Source organism: Tunicatimonas pelagia (genome assembly GCF_030506325.1).
Lineage (GTDB): Bacteria > Bacteroidota > Bacteroidia > Cytophagales > Cyclobacteriaceae > Tunicatimonas > Tunicatimonas pelagia.
Genome location: NZ_CP120683.1, coordinates 6,521,987 through 6,546,473, shown reverse-complemented (window position 1 = coordinate 6,546,473; position 24,487 = coordinate 6,521,987). Strand labels below are relative to the sequence as shown.

Annotated in this window: 20 protein-coding genes; 5 read left to right on the top strand and 15 right to left on the bottom strand. The window is 44.3% G+C overall.

What is annotated here, in order from left to right; genetic code table 11:
* Nucleotides 1-5 precede the first annotated feature (5 nt).
* Both P0M28_RS27955 and P0M28_RS27950 read left to right on the top strand, forming a co-directional pair.
* On the top strand, nt 6-701 hold the full coding sequence (locus P0M28_RS27955; protein WP_302206799.1) for a fatty acid desaturase: 696 nt from the start codon (nt 6-8) through the stop codon (nt 699-701).
* Between the two features lie 159 nt (nt 702-860).
* Complete coding sequence (locus tag P0M28_RS27950; protein ID WP_302206798.1) at nt 861-2,480, top strand: S1C family serine protease; 1,620 nt, start codon at nt 861-863, stop codon at nt 2,478-2,480.
* A 74-nt stretch (nt 2,481-2,554) separates the two neighbouring features.
* Here P0M28_RS27950 and P0M28_RS27945 read toward each other — a convergent pair whose 3' ends face one another.
* The 3 genes from P0M28_RS27945 to P0M28_RS27935 form a co-directional block, all read right to left on the bottom strand.
* Nucleotides 2,555-2,752 carry a hypothetical protein gene (locus P0M28_RS27945; RefSeq protein WP_302206797.1) on the bottom strand — a complete coding sequence of 66 codons (198 nt, stop codon included), beginning with the start codon at nt 2,750-2,752 and terminating at the stop codon, nt 2,555-2,557.
* Nucleotides 2,753-2,840: 88 nt separating this feature from the next.
* Nucleotides 2,841-3,398 carry a hypothetical protein gene (locus P0M28_RS27940; protein ID WP_302206796.1) on the bottom strand — a complete coding sequence of 186 codons (558 nt, stop codon included), beginning with the start codon at nt 3,396-3,398 and terminating at the stop codon, nt 2,841-2,843.
* A gap of 156 nt (nt 3,399-3,554) precedes the next feature.
* Nucleotides 3,555-6,983 carry a HEAT repeat domain-containing protein gene (locus tag P0M28_RS27935; RefSeq protein ID WP_302206795.1) on the bottom strand — a complete coding sequence of 1,143 codons (3,429 nt, stop codon included), beginning with the start codon at nt 6,981-6,983 and terminating at the stop codon, nt 3,555-3,557.
* Between the two features lie 302 nt (nt 6,984-7,285).
* Here P0M28_RS27935 and P0M28_RS27930 point away from each other — a divergent pair, with 302 nt between their 5' ends.
* A complete protein-coding gene (locus P0M28_RS27930; protein WP_302206794.1) occupies nt 7,286-9,661 on the top strand; it encodes an ABC transporter permease in 2,376 nt (791 codons plus the stop codon).
* 62 nt (nt 9,662-9,723) lie between these two features.
* On the opposite strand, the gene P0M28_RS27925 is transcribed toward P0M28_RS27930, so the two are convergent.
* Both P0M28_RS27925 and P0M28_RS27920 read right to left on the bottom strand, forming a co-directional pair.
* A complete protein-coding gene (locus P0M28_RS27925) occupies nt 9,724-10,095 on the bottom strand; it encodes a type II toxin-antitoxin system VapC family toxin (RefSeq protein WP_302206793.1) in 372 nt (123 codons plus the stop codon).
* Nucleotides 10,082-10,255, bottom strand: coding sequence for a hypothetical protein (locus P0M28_RS27920; protein WP_302206792.1), 174 nt, complete (start codon nt 10,253-10,255; stop codon nt 10,082-10,084). The genes P0M28_RS27925 and P0M28_RS27920 overlap by 14 nt, the downstream gene beginning before the upstream one ends.
* 154 nt (nt 10,256-10,409) lie before the next feature.
* Here P0M28_RS27920 and P0M28_RS27915 point away from each other — a divergent pair, with 154 nt between their 5' ends.
* Entirely contained in the window at nt 10,410-10,571 is a 162-nt protein-coding gene (locus P0M28_RS27915; protein ID WP_302206791.1) for a hypothetical protein, read from the top strand.
* Between the two features lie 30 nt (nt 10,572-10,601).
* Here P0M28_RS27915 and P0M28_RS27910 read toward each other — a convergent pair whose 3' ends face one another.
* The 8 genes from P0M28_RS27910 to P0M28_RS27875 form a co-directional block, all read right to left on the bottom strand.
* Nucleotides 10,602-11,603 carry a hypothetical protein gene (locus tag P0M28_RS27910; RefSeq protein ID WP_302206790.1) on the bottom strand — a complete coding sequence of 334 codons (1,002 nt, stop codon included), beginning with the start codon at nt 11,601-11,603 and terminating at the stop codon, nt 10,602-10,604.
* Nucleotides 11,604-11,733: 130 nt separating this feature from the next.
* Entirely contained in the window at nt 11,734-13,440 is a 1,707-nt protein-coding gene (locus P0M28_RS27905; protein WP_302206789.1) for a DUF6909 family protein, read from the bottom strand.
* A 335-nt stretch (nt 13,441-13,775) separates the two neighbouring features.
* A complete protein-coding gene (locus tag P0M28_RS27900) occupies nt 13,776-15,626 on the bottom strand; it encodes a PA14 domain-containing protein (RefSeq protein WP_302206788.1) in 1,851 nt (616 codons plus the stop codon).
* Between the two features lie 92 nt (nt 15,627-15,718).
* Nucleotides 15,719-16,792 carry a methyltransferase domain-containing protein gene (locus P0M28_RS27895; protein ID WP_302206787.1) on the bottom strand — a complete coding sequence of 358 codons (1,074 nt, stop codon included), beginning with the start codon at nt 16,790-16,792 and terminating at the stop codon, nt 15,719-15,721.
* Between the two features lie 144 nt (nt 16,793-16,936).
* Nucleotides 16,937-17,386 carry a DUF3291 domain-containing protein gene (locus tag P0M28_RS27890; protein WP_302206786.1) on the bottom strand — a complete coding sequence of 150 codons (450 nt, stop codon included), beginning with the start codon at nt 17,384-17,386 and terminating at the stop codon, nt 16,937-16,939.
* A gap of 230 nt (nt 17,387-17,616) precedes the next feature.
* Nucleotides 17,617-17,931 (bottom strand): DUF3817 domain-containing protein, encoded by a 315-nt coding sequence (locus tag P0M28_RS27885; protein ID WP_302206785.1) that lies wholly within the window; start codon nt 17,929-17,931, stop codon nt 17,617-17,619.
* 3 nt (nt 17,932-17,934) lie between these two features.
* Nucleotides 17,935-18,399: a hypothetical protein gene (locus P0M28_RS27880; protein ID WP_302206784.1), complete on the bottom strand. Its 465-nt coding sequence runs from the start codon at nt 18,397-18,399 to the stop codon at nt 17,935-17,937.
* Nucleotides 18,400-18,465: 66 nt separating this feature from the next.
* Nucleotides 18,466-19,380, bottom strand: coding sequence for a helix-turn-helix domain-containing protein (locus P0M28_RS27875; protein WP_302206783.1), 915 nt, complete (start codon nt 19,378-19,380; stop codon nt 18,466-18,468).
* Between the two features lie 104 nt (nt 19,381-19,484).
* Here P0M28_RS27875 and P0M28_RS27870 point away from each other — a divergent pair, with 104 nt between their 5' ends.
* A complete protein-coding gene (locus tag P0M28_RS27870) occupies nt 19,485-22,316 on the top strand; it encodes a S9 family peptidase (protein ID WP_302206782.1) in 2,832 nt (943 codons plus the stop codon).
* A gap of 29 nt (nt 22,317-22,345) precedes the next feature.
* On the opposite strand, the gene P0M28_RS27865 is transcribed toward P0M28_RS27870, so the two are convergent.
* Both P0M28_RS27865 and P0M28_RS27860 read right to left on the bottom strand, forming a co-directional pair.
* Nucleotides 22,346-23,221 (bottom strand): PD-(D/E)XK nuclease family transposase, encoded by an 876-nt coding sequence (locus P0M28_RS27865; protein WP_302206781.1) that lies wholly within the window; start codon nt 23,219-23,221, stop codon nt 22,346-22,348.
* Nucleotides 23,222-23,424: 203 nt separating this feature from the next.
* The gene (locus P0M28_RS27860; RefSeq protein ID WP_302206780.1) at nt 23,425-24,468 is read right to left on the bottom strand and encodes a M14 family metallopeptidase; all 1,044 of its coding nucleotides are present in this window, start codon (nt 24,466-24,468) and stop codon (nt 23,425-23,427) included.
* Nucleotides 24,469-24,487: the final 19 nt, after the last annotated feature.

Here is a 24,487-nt window from a genome sequence, read left to right as displayed (position 1 = left end):
TCTCCATGCCTTTAACTAGCATGACTTGGTACCAAGAAAAAGGAATCTGGATTGCTATTGCCATTATCGCTCTGTGGTTTGTATCACTGGCTTACTTGCTGAGTAGCTACGGAGTGAATTTCGCCAACCCGCTCACTTACGGGTTAATGCTGTTGCAAACCCATCTATATACCGGTCTGTTTATTACAGCGCATGATGCTATGCACGGCAGCGTGGCGAAGAACAGAAAGTGGAATAATGCGCTAGGAACAATTGCTGCAACTCTTTTTGCCTACAATTCTTATAAAAAATTGTTTCCTAAGCACCATCAGCATCATCGGTTTGTAGCTACTGAGCAAGACCCCGATTACCATGAAGGTGGTTTTATTCCTTGGTACGTCAAATTTGCCAGAGAGTACGTGAGCATTTGGCAGATTTTGCTGATGGCGGTTACCTACGAAGTGCTGATCCGCTTCTTTCCTAAGCCCAATGTTATTTTATTTTATATTATTCCGTCCGTACTTTCTACTCTACAATTATTCTATTTCGGAACCTACTTACCGCACCGGGGCGAACACGATAACAAATATAAGTCGCGCAGCCAGCGTAAAAATCACCTTTGGGCATTTATAAGTTGTTACTTTTTTGGATACCACTACGAGCACCACAACACTCCAGGTGTACCCTGGTGGCAGTTGTACAAAGAAAAAGAAACACAATAACCAAAGAAACTTGCCTTACTTGACATACTAAGCCTCGGTCAGTTTTCTCGATAGTAGGCAATTCCTAACTACGTACCGTTTTGCTCTAATCTCCATCGCATAGCGTTTAATATGATTATATTTTTGTCATAAATATATATTTTATTAAACTTTATTAGGATGAAGTACTTAGCTACTCACTTTATTTTCATACTCGCGACAATCTTTTGCACTGGTTGTGCAACTATTCTCGGTGGTGGAAGTCAGGAAGTTACTATACGAACTAATGCACCTGATGCAGAAGTGTATATTGATAACGAACACGTAGGTACGGGTGAGACCGTAACTGCTAAGGTAAAGAAAGATTTAGAAGCTAAACAGATCAGAATTGATCGTGAGGGGTATAAATCAGAGTACCGGGTTCATTACCAAGAGAAAAAGTCTCCGCTCAAGCTACTATCATGGGCTACTGCCGGAGCACTAATTGCTGCTCCTATGTCAGCGGGTTCAAGCTTAGCCATTTACGGCTTATTCGGTCTTTTTATTCCTATATATGATTCCGGACCACGAAGTTTTGATTATCACCGTGATGCTGGCGAAGTTATTACTTACGATTCTCAGATTGCATCTCGCCAGGAAAATCAAAAGTACGTATTTCTGAGTAGTACCTCATTTAACATTGAAGAAAACGACCTAATAATAGAATCGTACAATGATAAACAATACAAAAAAGGGAGAGCACCAAAGTTAACAAGTCGAGATAACAATAAAATTAGCATTGAAAACACGATTTTTAATGATGCCCTAAATAGTGTGCTGCTTACCTATGGTTTTATAGATACTACCCGAAAAATACTAAAGAAAAAGACCAATACTTTGTACATAAGTGCTAATGTTACTGGATTAAAGTTTAAGCAAATCTCAAAACCTTACTCGGCATTTAGTGGCTCAGCGCGCTTTTTGGTTTCGGAAACATCCATTGATTGGACAATCAGCGATGTATACCAGCAACCCAAGTTTCAGAGCAGTAACACCGCTAGCTCAGGTGAGTTTGCATTGACGACTGGCTACTCTTCTGATAGCGATCTTGGGGTGGCTACTATTTCAATAAACGATGCCGTAAAATCGTCTTTTCTAAAGCTAATGGCAAACCCTAAAGCCCAGGCTTTACTTCAAATTGAAGAGGAAGAGATAGTAGAAATGGAAGAGATGACTATTTTCTCGGCCAGTCGCGCCGTTAATAGCTTAACAGCAGCCCGGGAAACCACCGTTACCATTATCAATAAAGATGGGCACGGAAGCGGGTGCGTTATTGGTAAAAATGGTGAAATAATAACGAACTACCACGTAGTAGCCGGAGCATCTGATCTTACTGTAAGGCTCAACAATGGCGAGGAGTACCCTGCCGATGTAGTGCGCTACAGCGAATTCGGAGATTTAGCTCTGCTCAAAATCCGTAAAACGTTTAATACAGCATTTAAGCTGCCAACAAAGAAAAACTACAGTATTGGCGAAGAAGTATACGCAATCGGTACCCCTACTTCGGTAGACTTAGGGCAAACACTGAGTAAGGGTATTATTTCTAGCGAAAGAACCCAGGAAGATCAGGAGTGGATACAGACGGATGTAAGTATAAACCCAGGCAACAGCGGTGGTGCTTTGGTAAATACGAAGGGGGAGCTAGTAGGGGTTGTAAACTCTAAACTTATGGGAAGAGGTATTGAAGGAATTTCCTTCTGTATTCCTGCCAAAAGCGTTTCCGAACTGCTGAGCATTAAGTACGGATCAGGTATTCAATAAAGGTAACTACGAAATACTACAAAGTAGCTTTGGACGAATGTTCAGAGCTACTTTTTTATGTTAACGCTAGAATACTATTTGCTTTCCTCTTTACCGAAGGCGATAATGAGAGAAACACCTGAGAAAAACCAGAACAGTGCCATAATTACCATCCAGCTATTATCAAACATGGGTGGGTAACGCCCCATACTCATTTCGTCAAAGAGGGAAAGAACGGATAAAACCAGAGCCACTGCTCCAACCAGTGTCATAACAATGCCAGCCATTCTCATAAGTAAACGTGGTTTAGTGAGGTTTCAAAGTAACGCAACTTTACCACTACATACAATACTTCCCATAAGAATGTACTGATAAAGGTTATTATTGACTAAAAATATCATTTGTAAACTCGGTATTGAACAACTCATCTAAGTATTGAGCTCGAGTAAACTGACTGTAACTATCGCGGCAAGTGCCGGTACCACTCCGCATAATGCTCAGACAAACGCCCCGACGGTCAGTATCTTCTCGGTGAGCCCGGTTCAGAAAGCAGTGACCTAGCTCGTGAAATATTACAAACTCTCGCCCTCGCTCACCACTACGATCCCAGAAAGTTTCATCAATGGTTATTCGGTTAGGGTTGGCTCTACCAAAACCAAAGCTACACTGCCCCAATACGCGGCTTTCATCAATTTCATTAATCTGCCCAGTGATGTTCGCCGCTCGTAGGTTTATGCTAACTCCTCGGTTAAAAGCCTCTTCCTCAAATCGGTCAAAATACACCCAAAGCTCTTCTTCCACCCCTGGGTAGCCAACCTCTCTCGACTCTATTTCTTCAACAACTTCTTCGTTTTCTTGGCAAGCAGTAACTGTTATGATAAATAATATAATTACTACAGAAAATACGCTATTTGATAGATTTTTTCGGTATATCTTCATGGTTTGATGATTTATGTTATGTCTTACCATAACTCATCAAACCGCAGAACATTGTATAAAACAGCTTTTCAACTCTTGTTTGTCGCTTAACCAACGAATATTGCACATTGGCCGGATATATCCATATTAAAACAATACTATCAGCGTTTTCTATGTTTAGTCCGTCAAAACACTCGCCTGCATCTCGTCGCCGTGCAAGGTAGAAAGGAAGCTCACAATATCACGAATTTCTTTCTTGCTTAAGTAGTTGGTCATATTAGGCATACTGGACGGAGCCGTAGTTTGCTCCTCGATCTCTGCCTTAGCAATCGCTTTATCGGGCTGATTACCCACTTTCACTACTATTTCACTATCGTTCTCTTCCTGTAAAATACCGCTAATGGTTTCTCCGTTTTTTAGCTTCAGCATAACTACTCCGTAACCGGGAGCAATTCGGGCACTAGGATTTACAATGGCTTCTAAAATTTGCTCTCGAGTAAGACGGTCAGCAATGCCGTTGAGACGCGGACCAGCGTTTCCACCGTAATCATCGTAAGCATGGCACTTCATACACTGAGCGGTAGAGTGACGGAATACTAATTGCTGCCCTTGCTCAGGATCTCCCCCGTACAGGCAGTCTTGGTACGAAGCTACAAAAGACTCCGGAGCATCCGCTTGAATTTGCTCTAACCGTTGAGTTAGCTCATTTGATTCTGTTTCTTCAATTGCTTCCGTTAGCTCTATCAGAATTTCAGGTGGAAACTTGCCACCTTCTAATCGAGTAAGAAATTTCTCAAATGTCGCCTTCGTCTCCTTAACCGGGAGGGTTCCCAACGTAGCCATTGCTACTTGTTGCTCCTCTGCCGTTCGAGATTGGGACTCGATAACATTTGATAGCAACTGAACCATCAGATCAGGCGAGATATCCATTTTGGTCATTAAATCTAAACCGACCACTCTCACGCTTTTCTCCGTATCAGTCAAAGAAACCTCAATGGCCTTTCCGATTTGATCGTATTCTAAGCCAGCTAACGCCGTTAGTGCTTCCGCCCGCACGTTGGCGTTGCGATCTTCTTTTAGACGAGCTAGTAATTGATCCGCTCCTTCCGTAAACCCTAAGCGACCCACTGCTTTCACAGCTTCTAACCGCAAGGCCGGATTGCTCTGAGACGACAGCCGAATCAGTGGTTGGAAAGCTGCACCCTGAATAGTAGCTGGATCACGTTTTACTTCACCCCGGTAGCGTCCGTCTACTCGGTCAAGCACTGATGGCTCCGCCCAAGTTCCCAAAGCAGCTACTGCTTCCGCTCGCAATTCTTCGGGATTACTCTGATTCAGCGCGTAATCCAGCAGATTTTGCAGTGCTTCATCGTTACCTACCCGTAGGTTAGCATTAATTGCCCGACGTACCAGAGCTTCATTGCTGAATCGGTTTTGTTGTAAAATATTGCCGAGAGCAGGTAGAGCTTCTTCAATAGAGAAATCATCGTTGATCGCCCGAGCTGCTTCGGTAACAATGTATTCATCCTCATCATTTAAAAATTTGGCAACACCTGGTTCTTCCATTCGGCGTAGCGCTACTACCGCTCCAATTCGCACCGCTCGGGAAGGATGATCGGCAAGAGCTACGACAGGTTCGCTATTTCCAATTCGGGCTAATGCCAGGCTAGCAGCGTGACGGATGTACGCATCTTCATCGTTGTTAGCCTCAAGTAAATTAATCAGAGGCTCAATGGCTGGTTCGTAAGCGATTCGCCCGAGAGCTTCAGCGGCGAAAAAGCGGGTTCGATCGTATTCATCAGTTAGCATAGGCACTAAGGCCTCGGCTGCCGGAGTATAACGCATATCGCCCAGCCACTTAGCGGCTTGCGCCCGGATTTCAGGGTCGCTATCTTCTAGCGAAGGGAGAAGATTTTCCGCGTAAGCAGAGTCTTGGCGGGCTAGCTGGCTAATGCCCCAGATGCTGTGTACTCGCGCTAGTTGGTAGTCGGTTTGACCAAGCATCTGCTGAAATACTTTCGCGCCATCTTCACCTCGTCTGGCTAATTCAAATTGCGCTTTCTGGCGCACCCGCATATCAGGATTTTTCAATAAGTCGCCTAAAGCCTCATCATTTTTCTCAGTGAAATCGGCAGCTAGTAGTTCTTGGGTTTGTGTCCTTTCTGACCAGTCACTACCACTGGGAGCATCAAGCTTCCAGATACGCCCTTCTTCTTTGGGTGTCCAACCATCAATCCAATCGGCAAAATACATCGCTCCATCGGGACCAAAATCCATACCGGTAGCAAGTACTCCGCCCATTACTTGTTCGGTTTCCCCCAACTCAAAAGAAGCACCTTTCGGATTCAGTTTAAACGCATGAATACCTGACTTGGTAGGATTACCCACAAAGCTAGCTACGAAGAAATTATCCTTCCACTTCGGACCCAGCGCGGTTCCTGGGTTATACAGAAAGCCCGTTGGTCCATTCACGTAATTAATGATGCAAGGAGTGATGTAAGCCGCCTGCCCTTCAAAACGAGGCTTGTACATTCCCTCGTCCATCCAGACTTTATACTCATTATTCTTCTCGTCTTTGTACTTCCCAAACTGCCAGTTAATACGCCAACCCGTGTCAGAACCATTTACAATGTACACTAGGCGTTCACTCTCCCCCTTGTGGTCACCGTCATTATCCTGACCAATGATGTTACCGTATTTGTCAAACGTAAATTCGTGAGTATTGCGAAGTCCCATCGCAAACACTTCAAAGTCGCTACCGTCGGGATTAGCCCGAACAAGTACTCCGCGATTTGGATATTTCCACTCTTTTCCATCGGGATCAACGCCGTTGAACCCAATATCGCCAATACCCCAGTAGATTTTTCCGTCAGGTCCCATTTCTAGTCCAGACATGCCGTGACCACCAAAGCCAATATGTACGCCGTAGCCGTGAGAAATAGACGTTTGTTCGTCGGCAATGCCATCCCCATTTTTATCTTTAATTCGCCACAGGTTGGGAGCTACTCCCGCAAATAGATCATCACCATGAACCAGTACGGCACCCAGCACATCATCTATTTCTTCATTAAACCCATCGACAACTAGCTGCGTTTTATCTGCGAGACCATCACCGGAAGCATCTTCTACCCGATATATCTTTTCTTTTTCAATCGTTAAATCCCGCCAATCACGCGAGCCATCTTCGTTTACGTCGGGCAGCCATTCATTTTGGTCACTGTTTTCTGGGGCTAATACTTTGCGAAGAAAGGCTCGCCGCTCTTCTACATTTTGCAGTTGAATGGATTCAATCTCCCAATCCTGATGCCGCCGAATATCAAACTCGGAATTTAGCCCTCGTTGGGTACGGGTGTAGTAAACGCGCCCCTGATCGTCAATATCTACCGCAATGGGATCATCTACTAAAGAATCTACCGCCCAAAGGCTAAGGGTCAGACCTTCAGCCAATTCAGGACTAACGGTAGCCTCAATAGATTTTGCTAGTTCAGCCACTCGCTCGGGTGGCATCTCCTTAATTCTTAAATCTACGGGTTCTTCGCTCTTACAACCAACCAGTAGAACTGCGTACCCAAAAAGCAAGAAAACAACCTTTCCTAAAGTTCTCATAAATTGTCTCGTGGAATTCTGATTATTAATCATACGGCTGAAAATACAACATTTCTGCTATACTGCCATCGTTGAAAATGCATTAATCTGAACCGTTCGAGAGACTTAACTTTTTGATATACGAAAAAGTTAAGCTGATTCGCAGCCTCCTGACTAATCAACACTTTAATAGATAATTGCTATAAGAAAAAACACCTTACTTTTTTACAGCTCACTGCACTATAGCTGCGGTTGGCTGCAAAAAGTCAGTACTCTTAATCGTTTTGCGTATTTATCATCACTAGCAGCTAAAATACTACACCATGATTGAGAACCTTCTTCGCACCGCAGTCCGAAATTTCTGGAAACAAAAGCAATTTACTCTTATCAATTTATTAGGGCTAACCCTAGGAATTGGAAGTAGCTTGCTATTTGTCCTTTGGATTCAAGATGAACTGAATAGGGATAACTTTCATCAGCACAGTGAGCATATATTTCAAGTGATGAACCACACCCAAATGGGTGATGGGAAGGTCGCAACAGGCGGTCAAGTACCGGCGGCTATGGCGCAAGCGGTGCGCGACGATTATCCTGAAGTGGAACTAGCGGTTCCTATGTCCGTCAGCACATCGCAGTTGTTTATCTGGGATCAAGAAAGTGTATCAGAAAATGGTGTGTTCGCTGGCGAAGACTTCTTTTGTCTGTTTACTTTCCCACTGCTGGCGGGGGAAAAAAAGAACGTGCTTGCTTCCCCTTCAGGCATAGCCATTTCCGCCTCACTAGCTGAAAAAATCTTCGGAACTGAATCATCACCCACTGATGTACTGGGGAAACCCATCACTATAGAAGGGGAAGAACCGTTGATTGTTTCGGGAGTCTTCGCCGATGTACCCACCAGCTCCAGTTTGCAGTTTGAGTACGTGCTACCTATAACCCGTGATCGATCTTGGAAACCCGATGAGTGGGGAGGTTTTATGCATCACTTATTCGTTCGGGTAGCTCCCGGAATTAATATGCCCGCGCTCAGGGAGAAGTTCGGTACTATGGCAGCTCGGAATATGGAGGACATTCTAAAGGGGTATCCCGGAATGACGCTCACCCAATCACTCCACCCCATGAACGATTGGTACCTTTATTCTAAATTTGAAAACGGAGTAGCTACGGGTGGGCCTATTGAGTACATCCGCATATTTAGCGTAGTCGCTCTGATTGTATTGATACTAGCCTGTATTAATTTTATCAATCTCACTACTGCTAAATCCGAGACCCGCGCCAAGGAGATTGGAGTTCGTAAAGTAAATGGTGCTCACCGTAGTACCTTAGCCTTACAGTTTTTCGGTGAAGCCTTGCTGCTGACTATTCTAGCAACCGTACTGGCTCTAGTACTGAGTTGGGGGTTGCTACCATACTTCAACACGCTGACTGGAAAAGAAATTAGCCTGTTGAGTATTCTTCCTTCTTTTTGGGGGATATTGTTATTGATTGTTTTACTCACGTCTCTATTGGCTGGGCTTTACCCTTCGTTATTTTTGGCTTCACTGGATGCAGTCAGCGTATTTAAAGGCAGCAAATCGTTCGGAAAACGAGGCTTTGTTACCCGCCAAGGGCTAATGGTATTTCAATTTACCCTGTCGGTTCTAATTATTACGGCTACGTTAATTGTTCGGGTACAGACCAACTACCTTCAGTCCAGAAATTTAGGACAAGCTAAAGAGCAACTCATCAGCTTCTCGCTCCGGGGAATATCCAGTAAGCAGTACGAAACCCTACGACACGAGCTAGCCGGAAAGGCAGGAATCTCGGATGTAACCTTCATGAACCAACGCCCCTACCACGTGACCAATAATACGGTAAATGTTTCTTGGAACGGGGATAAATCCTCAGTATCATTTCATACTCATTCAACTGATGAGCAGTACTTGAAGACGATGAGTATTTCTTTGTTGGAAGGGCGGAATTTTTCGGCGAACATTCAAGAGGATAAGAATAATTTTCTAATTAATGAGACTGCCGCTCGGGCTATAGGATTAGAAAACCCGGTGGGAACTTTACTAGAGATAAATAGCCAAGAAGGTCAAATTATTGGCGTGGTTCAAGACTATCACTACCAATCACTTCATCACGCAATTGACCCACTTATTATTCGCAACCAGCCCACTTGGGCTCAATTGGCAGTTTTAAAGTTTAGTGCCGGGCAAACCCGGGAAGTACTGGAAAGTCTACAGCAAACGTTTAAGCAGTTTAAACCTAATTATCCCTTTGACTATACGTTCCTGGATGAAGCCTACGCGCAGTTGTACCAAACCGAAAAAACCACCGGACAACTGGCCGATCTATTCGCGGTGCTGGGCATTGTTATCGCCGTTCTAGGATTAATCGGACTAGCTTCCTTTAATGCGGCTCAACGTACCAAAGAGGTAGGGATTCGAAAAGTGTTGGGGGCCTCAGTGAGAAGCATCTTAATACTACTAAGTAAGAGTTACCTACGCCTGATTCTTATTGCCTTAGTGATTGCTATTCCGGTGGCTAATTATTTCATCCAGGAATGGCTGGCCGGATACGCTTTTCGAATAAGTATTCAGTGGTGGATGTTTGCCGTACCGGCCGGACTAGTGCTAGTTATTGCCCTACTTACTGTTAGTGGACAAATGGTTAAAGCCGCCACCCGAAACCCGGTAGACAGCCTACGTGATGAATAATCTTCTTTCTTCGTAGTTATTGACAGCAGGCTACGTAAGCTTCGTGAACAAAAATAATGTAGCTACTTTTGGTAGTACACTAAGGAAAGTTCTTCTACCTTTTGAAGGTCTTGGTCGGAAGTAATTAGGGGGATGTCCAGGTACAACGCACTGGCAACAATGATACTATCAGGTAGTTTGAGAGGATGCTGCTTCCTAATACGGATGACCTCCTCTTTGATAGACGGGTTGATGTCTACGATAATGCATTGCTCTAAAAAATCATTGATGCGGACTTCGTCTTGAGCCGATAGCTTGCTATAGCTGAGCAGTTCCAGTTGGCTTACAAAGGATACATGCACTGTTTTTTCGTTCAGTAAACCCGCTACAGTACGGTCACCATCCAGTAGGTAAATGATAATGTTGGTATCGGCTAGTAGTTTATTGCCATTCATCTCGCCAACGTTTTTGTAGGACTAACCCATCCTCTTTGAATCGGACTGTACCGCAGTATTTGTAGGCATCCAGCGACCTACGGGGTGGTTTTTCCCGTAGTTGTTGCCATACAGATTGGATGGTTTCCTTGTCGCTTCCTGCTTTTAGTACCGTGACCATAGTTTTATTTATTAATGTCTTACCCAAAGCTAACAATTTTTGTTCACTTTCGGATTCACTGCAAAGGACGCAGTTGATCAATAAAAGCTTTCAGCTCTTCCAAACCGGTCTGACGGTAGGACTCGGTACTGCTGGAGTTCTTGACTTTAATTGAGTGTATGAATGGCTGGCCGGATACGCTTTTCGAATAAGTATTCAGTGGTGGATGTTTGCCGTACCGGCCGGACTAGTGCTAGTTATTACCCTACTTACTGTTAGTGGACAAACGGTTAAAGTCGCCACCAGAAACCCGGTAGACAGCTTACGCGACGAATAGCCTTCTTTCTTCGTATTTATTGACAGAAAGCTAGGCCGCAGTGTTTTGTCCGACAACTGAGACAGCCCGTTTCTCATATCGCTCACTCGCAAAACTATTTTTTAGGTAGGGTGGCAGTTCCGATAACCAATCAGCATAGGTGTTAATACCAACCGCTTGAGTTACGTAAGCTTCGTGAACAAAATTGATGTAGCTAACGATACCCAGAAGACATTGATGAAACAGTTCGGTATCAATATCGGCCACCACAAACCGCTCAATTTCTCGGTTAGAAGCGGAAATGACTAATCGCTGTAACAAATGAAACACCGTGGTGTTGCCGATTCGCCAGGTCAGTTGCTGCCAATGTTCACGATTAAACCGACGAAGTATTTCACCTGTCCGCTCAGATCGTAAGGCTGTTTTTGGATTCCCTTGCACTCGAGCCCGAACCTGTTGGGAACGTTGGCGATGGGTAGTACGCAAAAACTGCCGCAACTGACTCTGTGCCTCTCGCTTATCTTGCGCCAATATTAAGGTGGGTTTTGACCAACGCCCCGCTGGCAGACCGTATACCGAAGGATGATGAGCTTCTCCCGAAGCGTAGAATGAAATCGGCTGAGGGTAGAACTTTTGTTTTACCAGCCGTCCGGCCGCTGTAAGCACCCGAGAAGGTGGGCCACTACTTCCGTTTACTCGAAGCAGCGCCTTTAAACTTTCTTCTACACTATAGTACGCCTGCGGAAATGTCCAGTGAAGTGCGTGTTGCTGGTACGTTGCATCACCTAAAGCCGCGGTCTGCCGAATGGTATATTCTGTGTTCCAGCTATTAATCAAATGCCGTCGCACCGAAGCTACATCAGCTTCAGTAAAGATCACTTTTCGTTCTGAAAAATGAGCGATTTTTGGCAACTCGTAGGCCTGATCGCTCTGCGCTATATGCCTGAGCAGCGCGTAAAAATAATTTAGAAAAACTTGCGCCGGAAGCGAACGCTGCCAAAGTTGATAATCTTGTTCGGCCGGTGCCGACTGAGTAGATTCAATACTATTCATAGATTTAAATATTCTTTTTATAAGAACATTTAAAGCAGCGAATACGTTCTTGAATATTTAGCTAAAAGTATTTATTTGCGCTTTTTTTAACCTCAAAGGCATTATTAGTCAGAAATAGAAAATACTTATTTTAAGAATTTACTTCTTCTAATGTTTTCACTGCTTTTTCGGTGAAAATCTGCTGTAGAAAGTGATAGGAAATCAAGTACGTTGGCTTCACTCCTTCTAGCCCTAAGCTACCCGAAGCCAACGTACTTCCAGTCTCCAGCGGATTATCGGAAGCATAGTACGCGTAACGAAGTTTTACCTCTGGGTTAATACTATTGCGAATCTTTGCGGCGGCCTGAATGGCTTTCTGATAGTGGGCTCCTTCCATTTCCAACCCTATCGCCTGCCAAGAGGATCGAAAAAAGTACCGTAGCACTTCTTTGTTTTGAAGCGAAGTACCCAGCACGGTAATCATTGGCCCTTCAAAAACTTTAAGTCCATGACCACTTAATGCTTGAACATCTACTTCGTTCTCAAGAGGGTAGTTATCAGCGGTGCCTTCAAATACATGAGCGGTCGGGATCATAATATCTCCCTTGCTTCCCTCTAAAATTCCTGCCTTCCCCATAATTGATATAGACTCGATTCTAAGCGGATAACTACCTTGCTTTTCGTCGTAGGGTTTGAGCAATTCATCCATACATTCGTAGGCTTGCTCACCAAAAGCGTAGTCCATCACTAGCAAAACAGGAAGCTGTTCTACATCCGTATCCAGGCGGGGAATTCCAGGCGCAATATGCTCATTGGGAAGTTGGGCAGTATCAATAATTTGTACTGAAATATTAGTACCCGATTGATCAACTACTTCGGTAAGCCCATTCTTCAGGGCAAAATCGCGAATTTTCTTTGCTAGCTGGGGTTTCTTATTCTGACTAATCTCAGTGGCCAACTGCTCTATAGCGGCATAATCCGACTTCCCAAGAGCATGGTACCCATAGATAGTGTTCACGATGCTATGAAGGTTGGCACTGATAACGTGAATTGGACGGCTAATCAGATTCTTTTCGGTAAGAATAGATTTAATGTTATTCGCCCATAGCTCACCGTAAACGTGGTGACCAATTCGTTCGCGCAACGTATTGGAAAACTTTACTTCCCGATCACCTTCACCTTTCGCTTCTTCGATAGAAAGCTTACCTAAATAGTACACAATACGAAATAAACTGTTTCGGGTAGGATCATTAGAAAAGCGTTGGTACGCCTCTCGGGTTTCTTCGTAGGTACGGCTCAGTATATTCGACAAATACGAGTAGGCGGCTTCTAAGTCGCACTCTTCCTCCCGCTCTTCCTTTTCTACCAGTTCGCGTAGCTTGAACCAATCGGGAGTCTCCCGCCCCTTATGATCTAGAGCATTTTGCCGAATTTTTTCGGCTTCGTTGTAGAGAAAAGTCAGATGGGTTAGAATATCGTAAATATCACTTCTTCCTCGGGTCATTTCCACGTACATCTGTAGATCGTCTACGCGGTAACAGTTGCGACGGCGTTTGGATGGTATAATTGCCTCGAAGCTGGAGTTTTCGTAGCCTTCACGGGAGATTAATTTAATGTAACGGCACTCTTCAATGCCACGAGGCAAGCGGTCTAGTACGTACAGCAACCCATTGATTTCTACTCGCTCGGGATCATTAATAAGTCCGTAGATTTCGGGCTGTAGCACGTGAAGGGCTTGAATGAGTGATTCACCGGATACGCCTAGTGGCTTATAGCTACCACGGATAAACAAGTGCCGCATGGTGATATACATCTTCTCTATAGCCGCTCGAGATTCTTGAGCACGGGATCGGGTCATATAATTACAGCGTTTTCTGCTGACAAAAGTAACACGTTTACCGGATTAACTTTAGTCTGCTCAATATTTAGTCGGTCAATGCCTCGAGGCTATGTTATTAAGAGTAAACCGATTTAAGGTTTTAAAGTAAGGCAGGAGAAATATGCTGACTAAATGAATAAAATAGGCAGTCATACTATAAAATCCCCCCACCCCCCTTTTCCAAAGGAGGAGCGTTCTTTTACCAGTTTGGAAAAGGGAGGACTTTGCCGTGCTAAAGGGATTTGGCACGTTCACAGCGGCCTACTGTTTATGGGCTAATTACGAAAACTTTAAACAGGTTCATTGCGAAAGGGTTAATTTAATCCATCGTGGTAGAGAATTTCAGCGGGAACCTCAGCTTTATTATCTACCGCATTTTGCCAGAATACTTTCAGCGATTCACCGCCTCTACGATCAAAGTAGCGCACAGTAATTTGGTGTAGTCCGGCCTCTAGACCAATAATTCCCGTTCTCTCCTGGTAGGCGTGTAGCCCATCATTATCAACTACCAATTGGTTACCAATGAGCAATTGGCTACCATCGTCGGAACCTACGGTGAAGGTATAATAACCATCGGCGGGCACGTCAATATACCCTTCAAAAGAAAACCCAAAATTGTTGTTTCGCGAACGCTGATCTAATAAGAAATTTTCTTCTATATAGGCATTCTTCAGTGTTTCCTCAGCAAAATCGGGCATATTGTCCCAACGACCTTGATAGTAGTAAGCTTCTACTCCGGGTTGCACATTGGCGGGTGTATCAGCCGGGCGAAGTGGTAGAGCAAATGGGCTTAAGTAGTCGCCCGGAATTACCGATGGCTCTATCTGCCCGGGTAACAGCCAAGCTACTGATACATGATCGCCGCCTTCCGCTTCTTTGTGCAGAGCTTCAATATAGTAGCTAGCCTCTGCTTCCAACACCACCGATTGTGATTTTTGGACCGGGTACTTAGTGTATGCGCCTGGGTTCGTCCAGTCGGGCACTTCGGCAATCTTAATTTTATTATCCTCAGTATCATCGCTGCTAAGGAAGAGTTCGCAGTTATCATCACCCGCAATGAAGAACGTATATTCGCCACTAACCGGGGGGCAAAGAAACCCTCGGATGCGCGAGCCATAACCCTGCCCAATATCAGCGGGCGAAGCAAATTGGGTGAGCGTTTCTACTGCTTGAGGGATATTTACCGTTGGTATTTCTGCGGTGCTAGCCCCTGCCACATTAAACCAAAACTCTTGCAGAATAAAGCCTCGGGATTGACAAGCAACAATAACTTCATCTACCTGACCATTGCAGTTATTATCAATACCATCGTTGGGTATTTCTACTGATCTTGGGTTCGTGTTGATTGCACGATCATCGCAATCGGTGTTATCTGCCACAAAGCCATCGGGCAGTTCGCAGGCTTGGATAGAAACTTCTGGGTCGCCAAAGCCGTCGCCATCGGCATCAGCGTACCAGGTAGCCGCTTCGCCTAGCTCGGCATTCAAGTCGTCGCAATCTTCGCTGGCAGCTACCCCGTCGCCATCCGCATCATCATCGCAGGCATTGCCCGTGCCATCTCCATCCAGATCAGCTTGGTCTTCATTAGCCATCCCCGGACAATTATCTTCGCTATCGGCTATACCATCGCCATCACCGTCGGGGGTGGTACCACCTACTACTATTCGGCCTCCCCTATTGTTACTCAGTACATTGGTTCCCCGGTAGGTTATCTCAGTAGAAACACCTCCAGCACTGGTAAAAATCAGAACCGAAGAAACAGAGGCTACTACTTCAAACACTACTGTGAACAGATGTATCTCACCACTGGTTGGGTTATTAAATAAGCCGGAAGTATAGCGTATTAAACCGGTAGTATTGTCAAAGCCAATTGGTGCCAGCTCAACGGGTAAATCAGGATCTATGTCGGCTGACTGTACCTGAACGGCGGTAGGATCAAAGAGTAAAAAGACGTTAGCCCCATCGATGGCCTGACCACCGGTTTGAGCAATTACCTCTACAGAAAAAATCTCACTTTCTTCTACCTGAATTTGGGCGGGCGAAACTACTAGCGAAACCTGCCCCCAGACTGGCTGACTACTCAACAGAATGATGCTACATGCAATAAGTTGGAGCGCAGTAGCCCTTTGGTACAGTCCTGACAGCATTGTAAAATTCCTAAGCACAAAGTCAAGTTATAATAGTCTAGGGTTCTTTTCAAGAGTAAAGACAATAGGTTTCTCTTATTTGTTTTTGGGAATCCGGTAAAGTCGGTTAGCTAAACCGTTCCTTTTGCTTTAAAAAATGTGTAGCTAAAAACCCCATCACTTTCCGCAGTTCTTAATAACCCCCGGATACCTTCCTGTAAGTCAGATTTGGTAAGTACTTCTTCAGAAAGAATATCTTCTGACATACCTTGAATCATCGCCGTAAATGTATTCTTGATAAACCCTTCTACTAATTTTGGCCTAGAGCTGTCTACGTATATCTGCCGAGGGCTTACCACTATAGTTGAGTAGCCAGCTTTGCTTAGTAAAGGGTATAACTCTCTACCAATGTTGGCATTCCCACCTCGCTTTTGCTGCAACGCGACTTGGGCATTCACCGCCTTTTGGGCAAAAGCGTCATCCGGATGAAAGAATGTTGAACCATGATCGCCTTCAATGACGGTAATCGTTCCTTTGGGCTTCAATACATTTTTTAAAACCTTCAATAGCTCAACCGGATTACTCAGATGTTCTAAAAGAAAGCAGACGAATACATGATCGTACTGACCGTCTTTTTCTCTTCTTAAATCTTTAGCATCCTGCAAGCGGAATTCAACATTCTTAATCTGTTGCTCTTCAATTTTTGCCCGGGCGATCTCTAAGGAGTTGACTGCTATATCAATGGAGACGAATTGTGATTTAGGGTTGGCCTGAGCGATGATCTCGGTTTGCGCCCCCACTCCACACCCGACTTCTAATATTCTTGCCCCATCTTCCCAGATTGAATCATAGTGTAGGTATTCAGCCACCGTACTAGCCTGATTAGCCAACCGCTGGGCTTCTTGCTGGCTATACCCGTGTACGTACCGCTTAAGCTGACTTTCTTTGATCTCTTGTATTCTTGACTCAAGAGCTTCAAACTCAGCCATCATAGGTTTGGCTTTATCCCGCAATTCTTTACCTGCTTCAGTAAATAATAACTGATTTCCTACCCGGTGAAAAACGCTAATTCCTAGATAATCTTCCAGGTTTTTTAGCTGATGACTTAGAGCTGATTGCGTCAAATTTAATTCCTGTGACGCTCGACTGAGCGATCCTAGCCGATCAATCTCAACGATCAATTTCAAATGCCTTGCATCAATCATTATATCTTGTTTTTAAGCAAAGCTAGATCATTCAACCATTTTTCTACCGATAAAAAGCTTGATACTTTTTACTACTCAGTATTAGAAAAATTCATAGTAATAGAAAAGGTCGGCAACCTGAAAGGTAGCACAGCCAATTGGAAATCAGGTTAATATTGGCGCAGCAAATATTTTCCGAAAGGTAAATGCTTCAGCCGTTTCGCCATTTTTTTTAAGAAGCTCTAATCGCTGTTTAGCTTCAGCTAAGGTTGGCCGATGACCTTCGGGAACCCACCACAGTACCATAAACGCTCCATCGTGTTTCTCAAACCACTGCTGGCGTTTCCGCATAATTTGAGCGTGATCGGATAGGTACACGTACTGCTTCAGGACATTCGCATTTTCCCATACCGACATATTTACGATCGTCATCGGATCGGGAAAAACCTGAAAACTGGTAGCACTTCCCGCCTCATCTTGTAACCGCCAGACAAATCCTAGACTTCTTTCCGCCAGTTGATTAATACGATCCAGATTTTCTACGAACTCCTGGATGTTGGGATGGTCAATTGGGTAACGAAGCGTACCAACGTTTAATTGGGCTAGGTGGGGCATAGAGCTTGAGTAAATGGCAGAAGATTATTGCAGTTCTTGGCAAAGGAAACCAAACTTTGCTAATTCGTTACATACCGCTTCGGATATGTCCCGTCTGCTTTCAACTCTTAAGATATTATCACAATCTTCTAAATCAAAATTCCAGCGCGTATTGGGAATAAGAGTGTTCATAATTTTTCCCACACTACCAAGATCTTGGTACCTGACAGAAGTCTTAAAAACGTGTACTTTCATCTTTCCTCTTGGTGGATAGGCTTTAAGATTCTACGGTCTATGTAAAAAGTACCGAAGGGTACGAAACAGGCCAAAAGTACCTTCCAGGTAGTTTGACTGAACTTCCACCCTTGCTCCACTCCCACGCTCAACGTATTGAATACAAAAAGTAAAAACAGTACACCGTGGATCGGGCCTACAACTTGGGATACCATTGGATAATCGAAGATTCGGCGCAGGGGAACTGCTATAAATACCAGTATTAGCAGCGTTAACCCTTCTAAAATTGCCAACAATCGGAGTCGGCCAATATTTGAGTTAAGAAAATTCATTTACTAGAAATTTCGGATGTAAGGACGGTTAGCCCAAGGTAGAAACGGCCAGGGAATAGCCAAAAAGATGATAAGTAAGGCTACTGAGAACCAAACAAGTATCGTTTTGAACTTTGCTTCGTCAGACTTTTCTCGTTTTGCCTTCGCTGAGCCAATGGTTAAAATAACAATTGACAACAGCATAAACCCCAAGTGATATAGCCCGAAGAATGATGGTTCAACAGAATCTATCGAGTTATCCGAGCTTGCCCAGTAATAACTGATGATCGGACTTTTAATGTACAGTAGAACACCAATAATAAGCTGAATATGCGCCGTAGTAGCCGTCCAATGGCGAATTTTATTATCAATACTCGTGAACAGGGTTTTACCAAAATACCCTCTTCCCGCCCGATAGATAGCCAGCAGCAAAGTAGCCAATACCAGCCATCGGAATAGAGAGTGAATTGTCAGTAACGTAAGATACATGTATAATTTATTTCCCGCAAAGATCGGCGATGCACCATCGGCTTGTTAGGACGAATAGTGCGAGTGCTAGGATTTTTCAATCATTTTCCGATATTCTAGCGGTGTTTGCCCGGTACACTTTTTAAAAAATCGGCTAAAGTACGATGGATCCAGAAACCCTAGCTCACTAGCTATTTCGCTAATCGTAAGACTTGTCTGATAAAGCAGGTATTTCACCTCCATAGTTTTGGTTTCATCAATTAGCTTAGAGGCCGAAAAGCCCGCAACCTGCTTTGTGCATTTATTGAGGTGATTAGGACTCACGTTGAGTAAAGAGGCAAAATCAGATACGCTTAGGTTGTCTTTCACCCTGGTATGAATCAATCTTTTGAATCGTTTCACTAAATGATAAGTCGCGTTCTTGGCTTCTCTCCCATCAGCATCAGTGAAGGCTTTCATTTCGGATAATAAAGCCAGCAGATAGGCGTGAATAATATCAAAATTGGGCTTCTGGCTGTGTATATATTCCATATGTAGCCGTCGGAAAAGTGTGATAACAAACGGTAGCTTATTTTCATCAAACCGTACCAACGAATCTGCCCAAACATTCAGAAATTCAAAGTCCGCTAAAATAGCTTGGTTACCTGACTTACCAATCAGCATATCAGGATGAAAGTGGCAGGTAAAACCTTTGGTTTTTCGGTTAATCCGGTCTATAGAAAAGATCGCACCTGCCTGCTGGATAATTAACTCGCCCGGTTTCACCTGATATTCCCTCGCCCCTAGTTTTAAGTCATAGTATCCATCTAAGACTAAAATCATGGTATGACACTCCTCGCGAGAGGGCGGAACCGGAATGATGGCGTGCGGGACAACATCCTCTACGCGTAAACAGAAAAAATCCTGATCGCCTCGTTCAAAGAATTTACTAACCTCCGAGTTTAGGTTGAGGTAGCTTTCCTTAAATTTTTTTGTATTGTAGGTCTTGACTCTGTGGTTCAAAACTAAAATAGCTTTATTTTGTAATGATAACAGGATACTAGCATACTACGCGCTTTCAACAAAAAATAATTCTCCTTTTCAGCCTTCGAACCTATTTCCTAACCATGCTCAAAACTCTTCTCACTGCTATCATTACCACGGCACTTCTCCCAGCAGGGTTTGCCCAGAAAAAACCGCTTACCCACGACGTTTATGACGATTGGAAAGATGTTGATGCTCAGCGTATATCTAATAACGGTCAATATGTGGTATACGAAGTAAACCCGGCTCAGGGTGACGGCACACTGTATTTGCACGACACTAACCAAACAACACCGCAAACTTTCTCGAGAGGAAAGCAACCAGAATTTACTCATGATAGCCAGTTCTTAATTTTCAAAACCGTTCCACCCTACGATACGGTGCGGCAGATGAAGCTGGCTGAGAAAAAGGAGAAAGAACTACCCAAAGACTCTTTGATCGTCTTCAATTTAGGAGATAGTCAGCCAGCAGGAGAATACGAGCGGGTAAAATCCTATCGTTTACCAAAAAAGGCAGGAGGTTGGCTGGCGTTCCTGCACGAAAGTCCTCTAGATACCGCAACTGAAGCGCAGGAAGATAGCACCCAAACTGACAGTGACCACCCTACCATCGCTTTAAAGGAAAAACCCGATAAACCGGAAGGTAACGAGTTGGTCATCGTGAACCTCGAGACGCAGGAAGAGTGGCATTACGAGCGGGTAGATGAGTATTTTTTCTCAGAAGATGGCAGTCGATTGGCCTTCACCCAAGTAGCTGGCGACTCAACGGGTAGTGCAGGAGTAAGCGCATTTGATACTGAATCCCAAAGCCTACTACCAATTGATACTGGAAAAGTGTCGTATAAGCAGCTCGCCCTAAGTCGCGACGGAAATTCCGTAGCGTATCTGGCGAGTGAAGATAGTCTAAAGGCCGACAATCGCTACCACCGTCTGTATTTATGGACTGAAAATAGCGAAGCTGCTTTAGTTGCCGATACTGCTACCTCTGCCCTGCCTAACAACTGGATGGTAAGCGAACACGGTAAGCTAGATTTCTCTCACGATGGTCAACGACTTTTCTTCGCCACTGCTCCGCGACCCGTAGAGTACGCTTACGAAGAAGATACTACTCTACTGGATGAAGAACGGGTGAAAGTAGACGTTTGGTCGTGGAAAGACCCGTTCATTCAGCCGATGCAACTGGAGCGGAAAGAAGAAGAAATGAAGCGGTCGTATAGCGCAGTTTATGATCTTTCGTCACAGAAAATAACGCAGTTGGGTAGTAAAGAGATGCCCGGTATTCGGTTTGACCGGGATAAACGATTGACTTACGTTATTGGCATTGACGATACTCCTTACCGCAAACAAATATCTTGGGATTATCCCTTCCGCCGCGATACTTATCTGGTAAATGTTAGTAATGGGGAAACCGAGAAGTTTGCCGAAAGCACTACTGGGTACCCTCAGATTTCGCCCAGCGGCAACTACGCTTATTGGTACGAATCGCGGGATAGTAGCTGGCACGCCTATGATATTGCTACTCAAAAAACCGTCAACCTGACGGAAAATATTGACGCTAACTTCTACGATGAACTGAACGATGTTCCGGCCCTACCCGGAAGCTACGGTTCAGCCGGATGGACGGAAGGCGATGAGCATATCTTGCTGTACGACTACTACGACATCTGGAAAATCAACCCGGAGACGTTAGAAGCCACCAATCTGACGAACGGCTACGGACGGGAAAATGAAATAGCATTTCGCTACGAAGAGCTTGATCCCGAAGAGTATTTCATTCCCAGAAGTGGGGAGATTATTATCTCAGCTTTTGACCGAAAAACCAAGCAAAGCGGTTTCTATCAGGAACATACCGGAAATAACCGCCCACCGGAGAAACTAGTTCTGGAAGATTATCGCTTTTACGGATTGCAGAAAGCCCAAGATAGCGATGATGTCATTTACCGTAAATCAAGCTTCACCGATTTTCCTGATGTATGGTTGAGCAGTACTGATTTTAAAAAAGCCGAAGAGCTAAGCAATGCTAACCCTCAACAGCAAGATTACTTGTGGGGAAGCGTTGAATTAGTTTCCTGGAAGTCAGCCGATGGCACTCCATTGGATGGCATGTTGTACAAACCGGAGAACTTTGACCTAGCTAAAAAGTACCCGATGATGGTGTATTTCTACGAGCGTAACTCAGATAACCTCCATCGCCACTGGGCCCCTAGTCCTAGTCGCTCAATCATCAACTTTTCGTTTTATGTGAGCCGAGGCTACCTACTATTTGTACCCGATATTGTGTACAAAGAAGGTTATCCGGGCGAAAGTGCGCTAAATGCGGTGGTATCTGGTACGCTCAACATCATGGAACGAGGCTTCGTTGACCCCGATCGCATCGGGATGCAGGGGCACAGTTGGGGTGGCTATCAGTCGGCATATATTGTTACCCGCTCTAATTTATTCCGAGCGGTTGAGTCAGGTGCCCCTGTTTCAAATATGACTTCAGCTTATGGTGGTATCCGCTGGGGCAGTGGTATGAGCCGAATGTTCCAGTACGAGCGTACTCAGAGCCGAATTGGTGGCTCGCTGTGGGAGTATCCACTACGGTATATTGAAAACTCCCCACTCTTTATGGCGGACAAGATTGAGACTCCGCTACTGCTTTTACATAATGATGAAGATACCGCCGTACCTTGGGAACAGGGTATTGAATTGTTCGTCGCGCTACGTCGCCTCAACAAACCCGCCTGGATGCTCAACTACAACGGTGAACCCCACTGGGTGACCAAGTACTATAATCAGAAAGATTTTACTCGCCGGATGCAACAGTTCTTTGACCATTACCTAAAGGATGAACCCGCTCCAGCTTGGATGCAAGAAGGATTACCCGCCACGCTCAAAGGACGAACTTTGCGTTATGAAGCGAGTGATAAATAAGGTAAGGCGTATCTAGCCCTGAGCGGACGTTAGGTAAAGTTTTTTATAATCTCTTCAACTTCCGCTACGGGCATGGATACTATCTCGGCAATTTCGCTTGCTTTTCCTCCCTCTTTATGCATTTGATACACTTTTATCACTATCCCCATTCCTTTTTCCATTCCTTTTTCCTCGCCCTCAATCAGGGCGGTCTCGATCTCACTGCGCTCTATCCGGCGGTTCTCCTGAAACCGTTTATAGGCGATTAGTTCTTCTTCAGTAAGTGTATCTTCCTTCAGTTTTTCTTTAACCTCCTTCAGCCCTCGTGCCCGGAAGTCATCCTTCACCTCGCTGTTTTTCAAGAAGTAAACCCACTCATCTAGTGTGTTTTTAGCCACATCGTCGAAGTTGTTAACCTTCAAAACGTAATACTTCGGAAATATATCTTTAATCTCCTTGACGTGAAAAGTATCTTTCTGAGTCAGTGTTGGTTGTAATATGTCTCCGTAATGAATACCAACAAACTTTCCGTCGTATTCGTATATATAGTCCTTCCCCTGCCCCAATCCAAAATAAACAATATTAATAGAGTATACTTTCTTAATGGCACCATACGGCTCGCCCTCTTTAATGTATTCGGTAATCAGTTTGGAAGCCCCGTAGACCATCCGCTGAAAGTAATCCACTTGCGACTCATTCTGTACTTCTACCAGCATCAATTCCCCGGTAACCGACTTGACTAGAATATCTACGCGGTTATATTTGTCATTGACTTCTTCCTTGTTACCCTCTCCTTCAAGAATACTCTCTATAGTCACCTCAAACTTCAGCAGTTCGGTTAAGAAACCTTCTAGGATAGTGAAATTTGCTTTATGTCTGAGTAGTTTCTTAATCGCCCAGTCAAAACGTACCAGTTTTTTTGCCATAGCTTCTCATGATCTTAACCCCCCGTAAAGATAACCTTTATCTGGGTAGGTTGAAACCTACCCAGATAAAGATATTAGACCAAACACTGCGTACTACCAGGAAGAACGTTGCGCTACAAAACCACCGATCAATAGAGGGAACGCGGAGGAAAGGAGGACGGAAGACTTTTCCCATTCTCCGTTTTCCGCCCTCCGTCTGAAAATCAATCATCTAAGGAACTGATACACATCACGGTATCATCAACATTAATGGGTGGCGTTGCCAGTTTGTATAAAATGATTCCGTCTTTGGGTGCTTTATATTCCTCAAGAATATTCCCAAACTCATCTGTAGTATAACCAACGATGTCACCCTTTTTAATCTCATCACCCGCTTTATAGTCGCTGTAGAAAATTCCTTGAACACTTGACTTGACGTAAGTCTGATTATTTCGATAGATTATATTCGGGTGAGGCTCTGTACCATTGGCGTACATATCCATCGTAGCCAGCATATTGTACACTCCTTCTTTGATTAGGTTTACATTCTCTTCCTGTACATTACCTAATTTACCAGATTCAATACTCAGGGCAGTTTTTCCATCTTGCACCGCTTGTTTGAAAGTATACTTGGCTGGCTCAGTATCTGAGATGGTGTAGGGATAAGAAACTACGTATTCAAATCCACTATCTTCAGATAACTTCTTGGCCAATGTGGTCTGGTCTGGTCTTTTCGGGTTGTTGTAATAGCATACGAAGGGAATTAAATCTTCCGGGGCATCCCCACCGTGAATATCGAGGAAAACCTCACTGACGGGGATAATATTGGTAGTTATAAAATGGGCGATTCGTTCGGTTATACTGCCGTCGGCGTTACCGGGGAAGGCGTTGTTCAGGTTTTTCTGATCTTGAGGATTAACGAAGGGTGTCCGGGTAAAGAATGCCGCCATACTAGCAATTGGAATGATAATTATTGTCCCGCTCAGTTTCTCTAGGTCAATTTCTTTCATTAATGCCTGGGTGGCTACAATAGGAGGATATTCAAAGCCATGAACCCCCGCAACAATGGTAAAAACGGGTCCTTCATTTTCACCTTTTAGTACGGAGATAGGTAAGTAACCGGAATTCCCCTCATCGTCTGAAAAATTGATTCTTATATTCTCTTTAGTAGACCTTGTGTCATTATTGAAGGCTCTTTGAAAGTCATTTTGAGATACCGCAACCTGGGTTACCAAGAATGCAAATAATAATGAAAGTATGGTTCGCATTCTATTTTGATTCAAGACT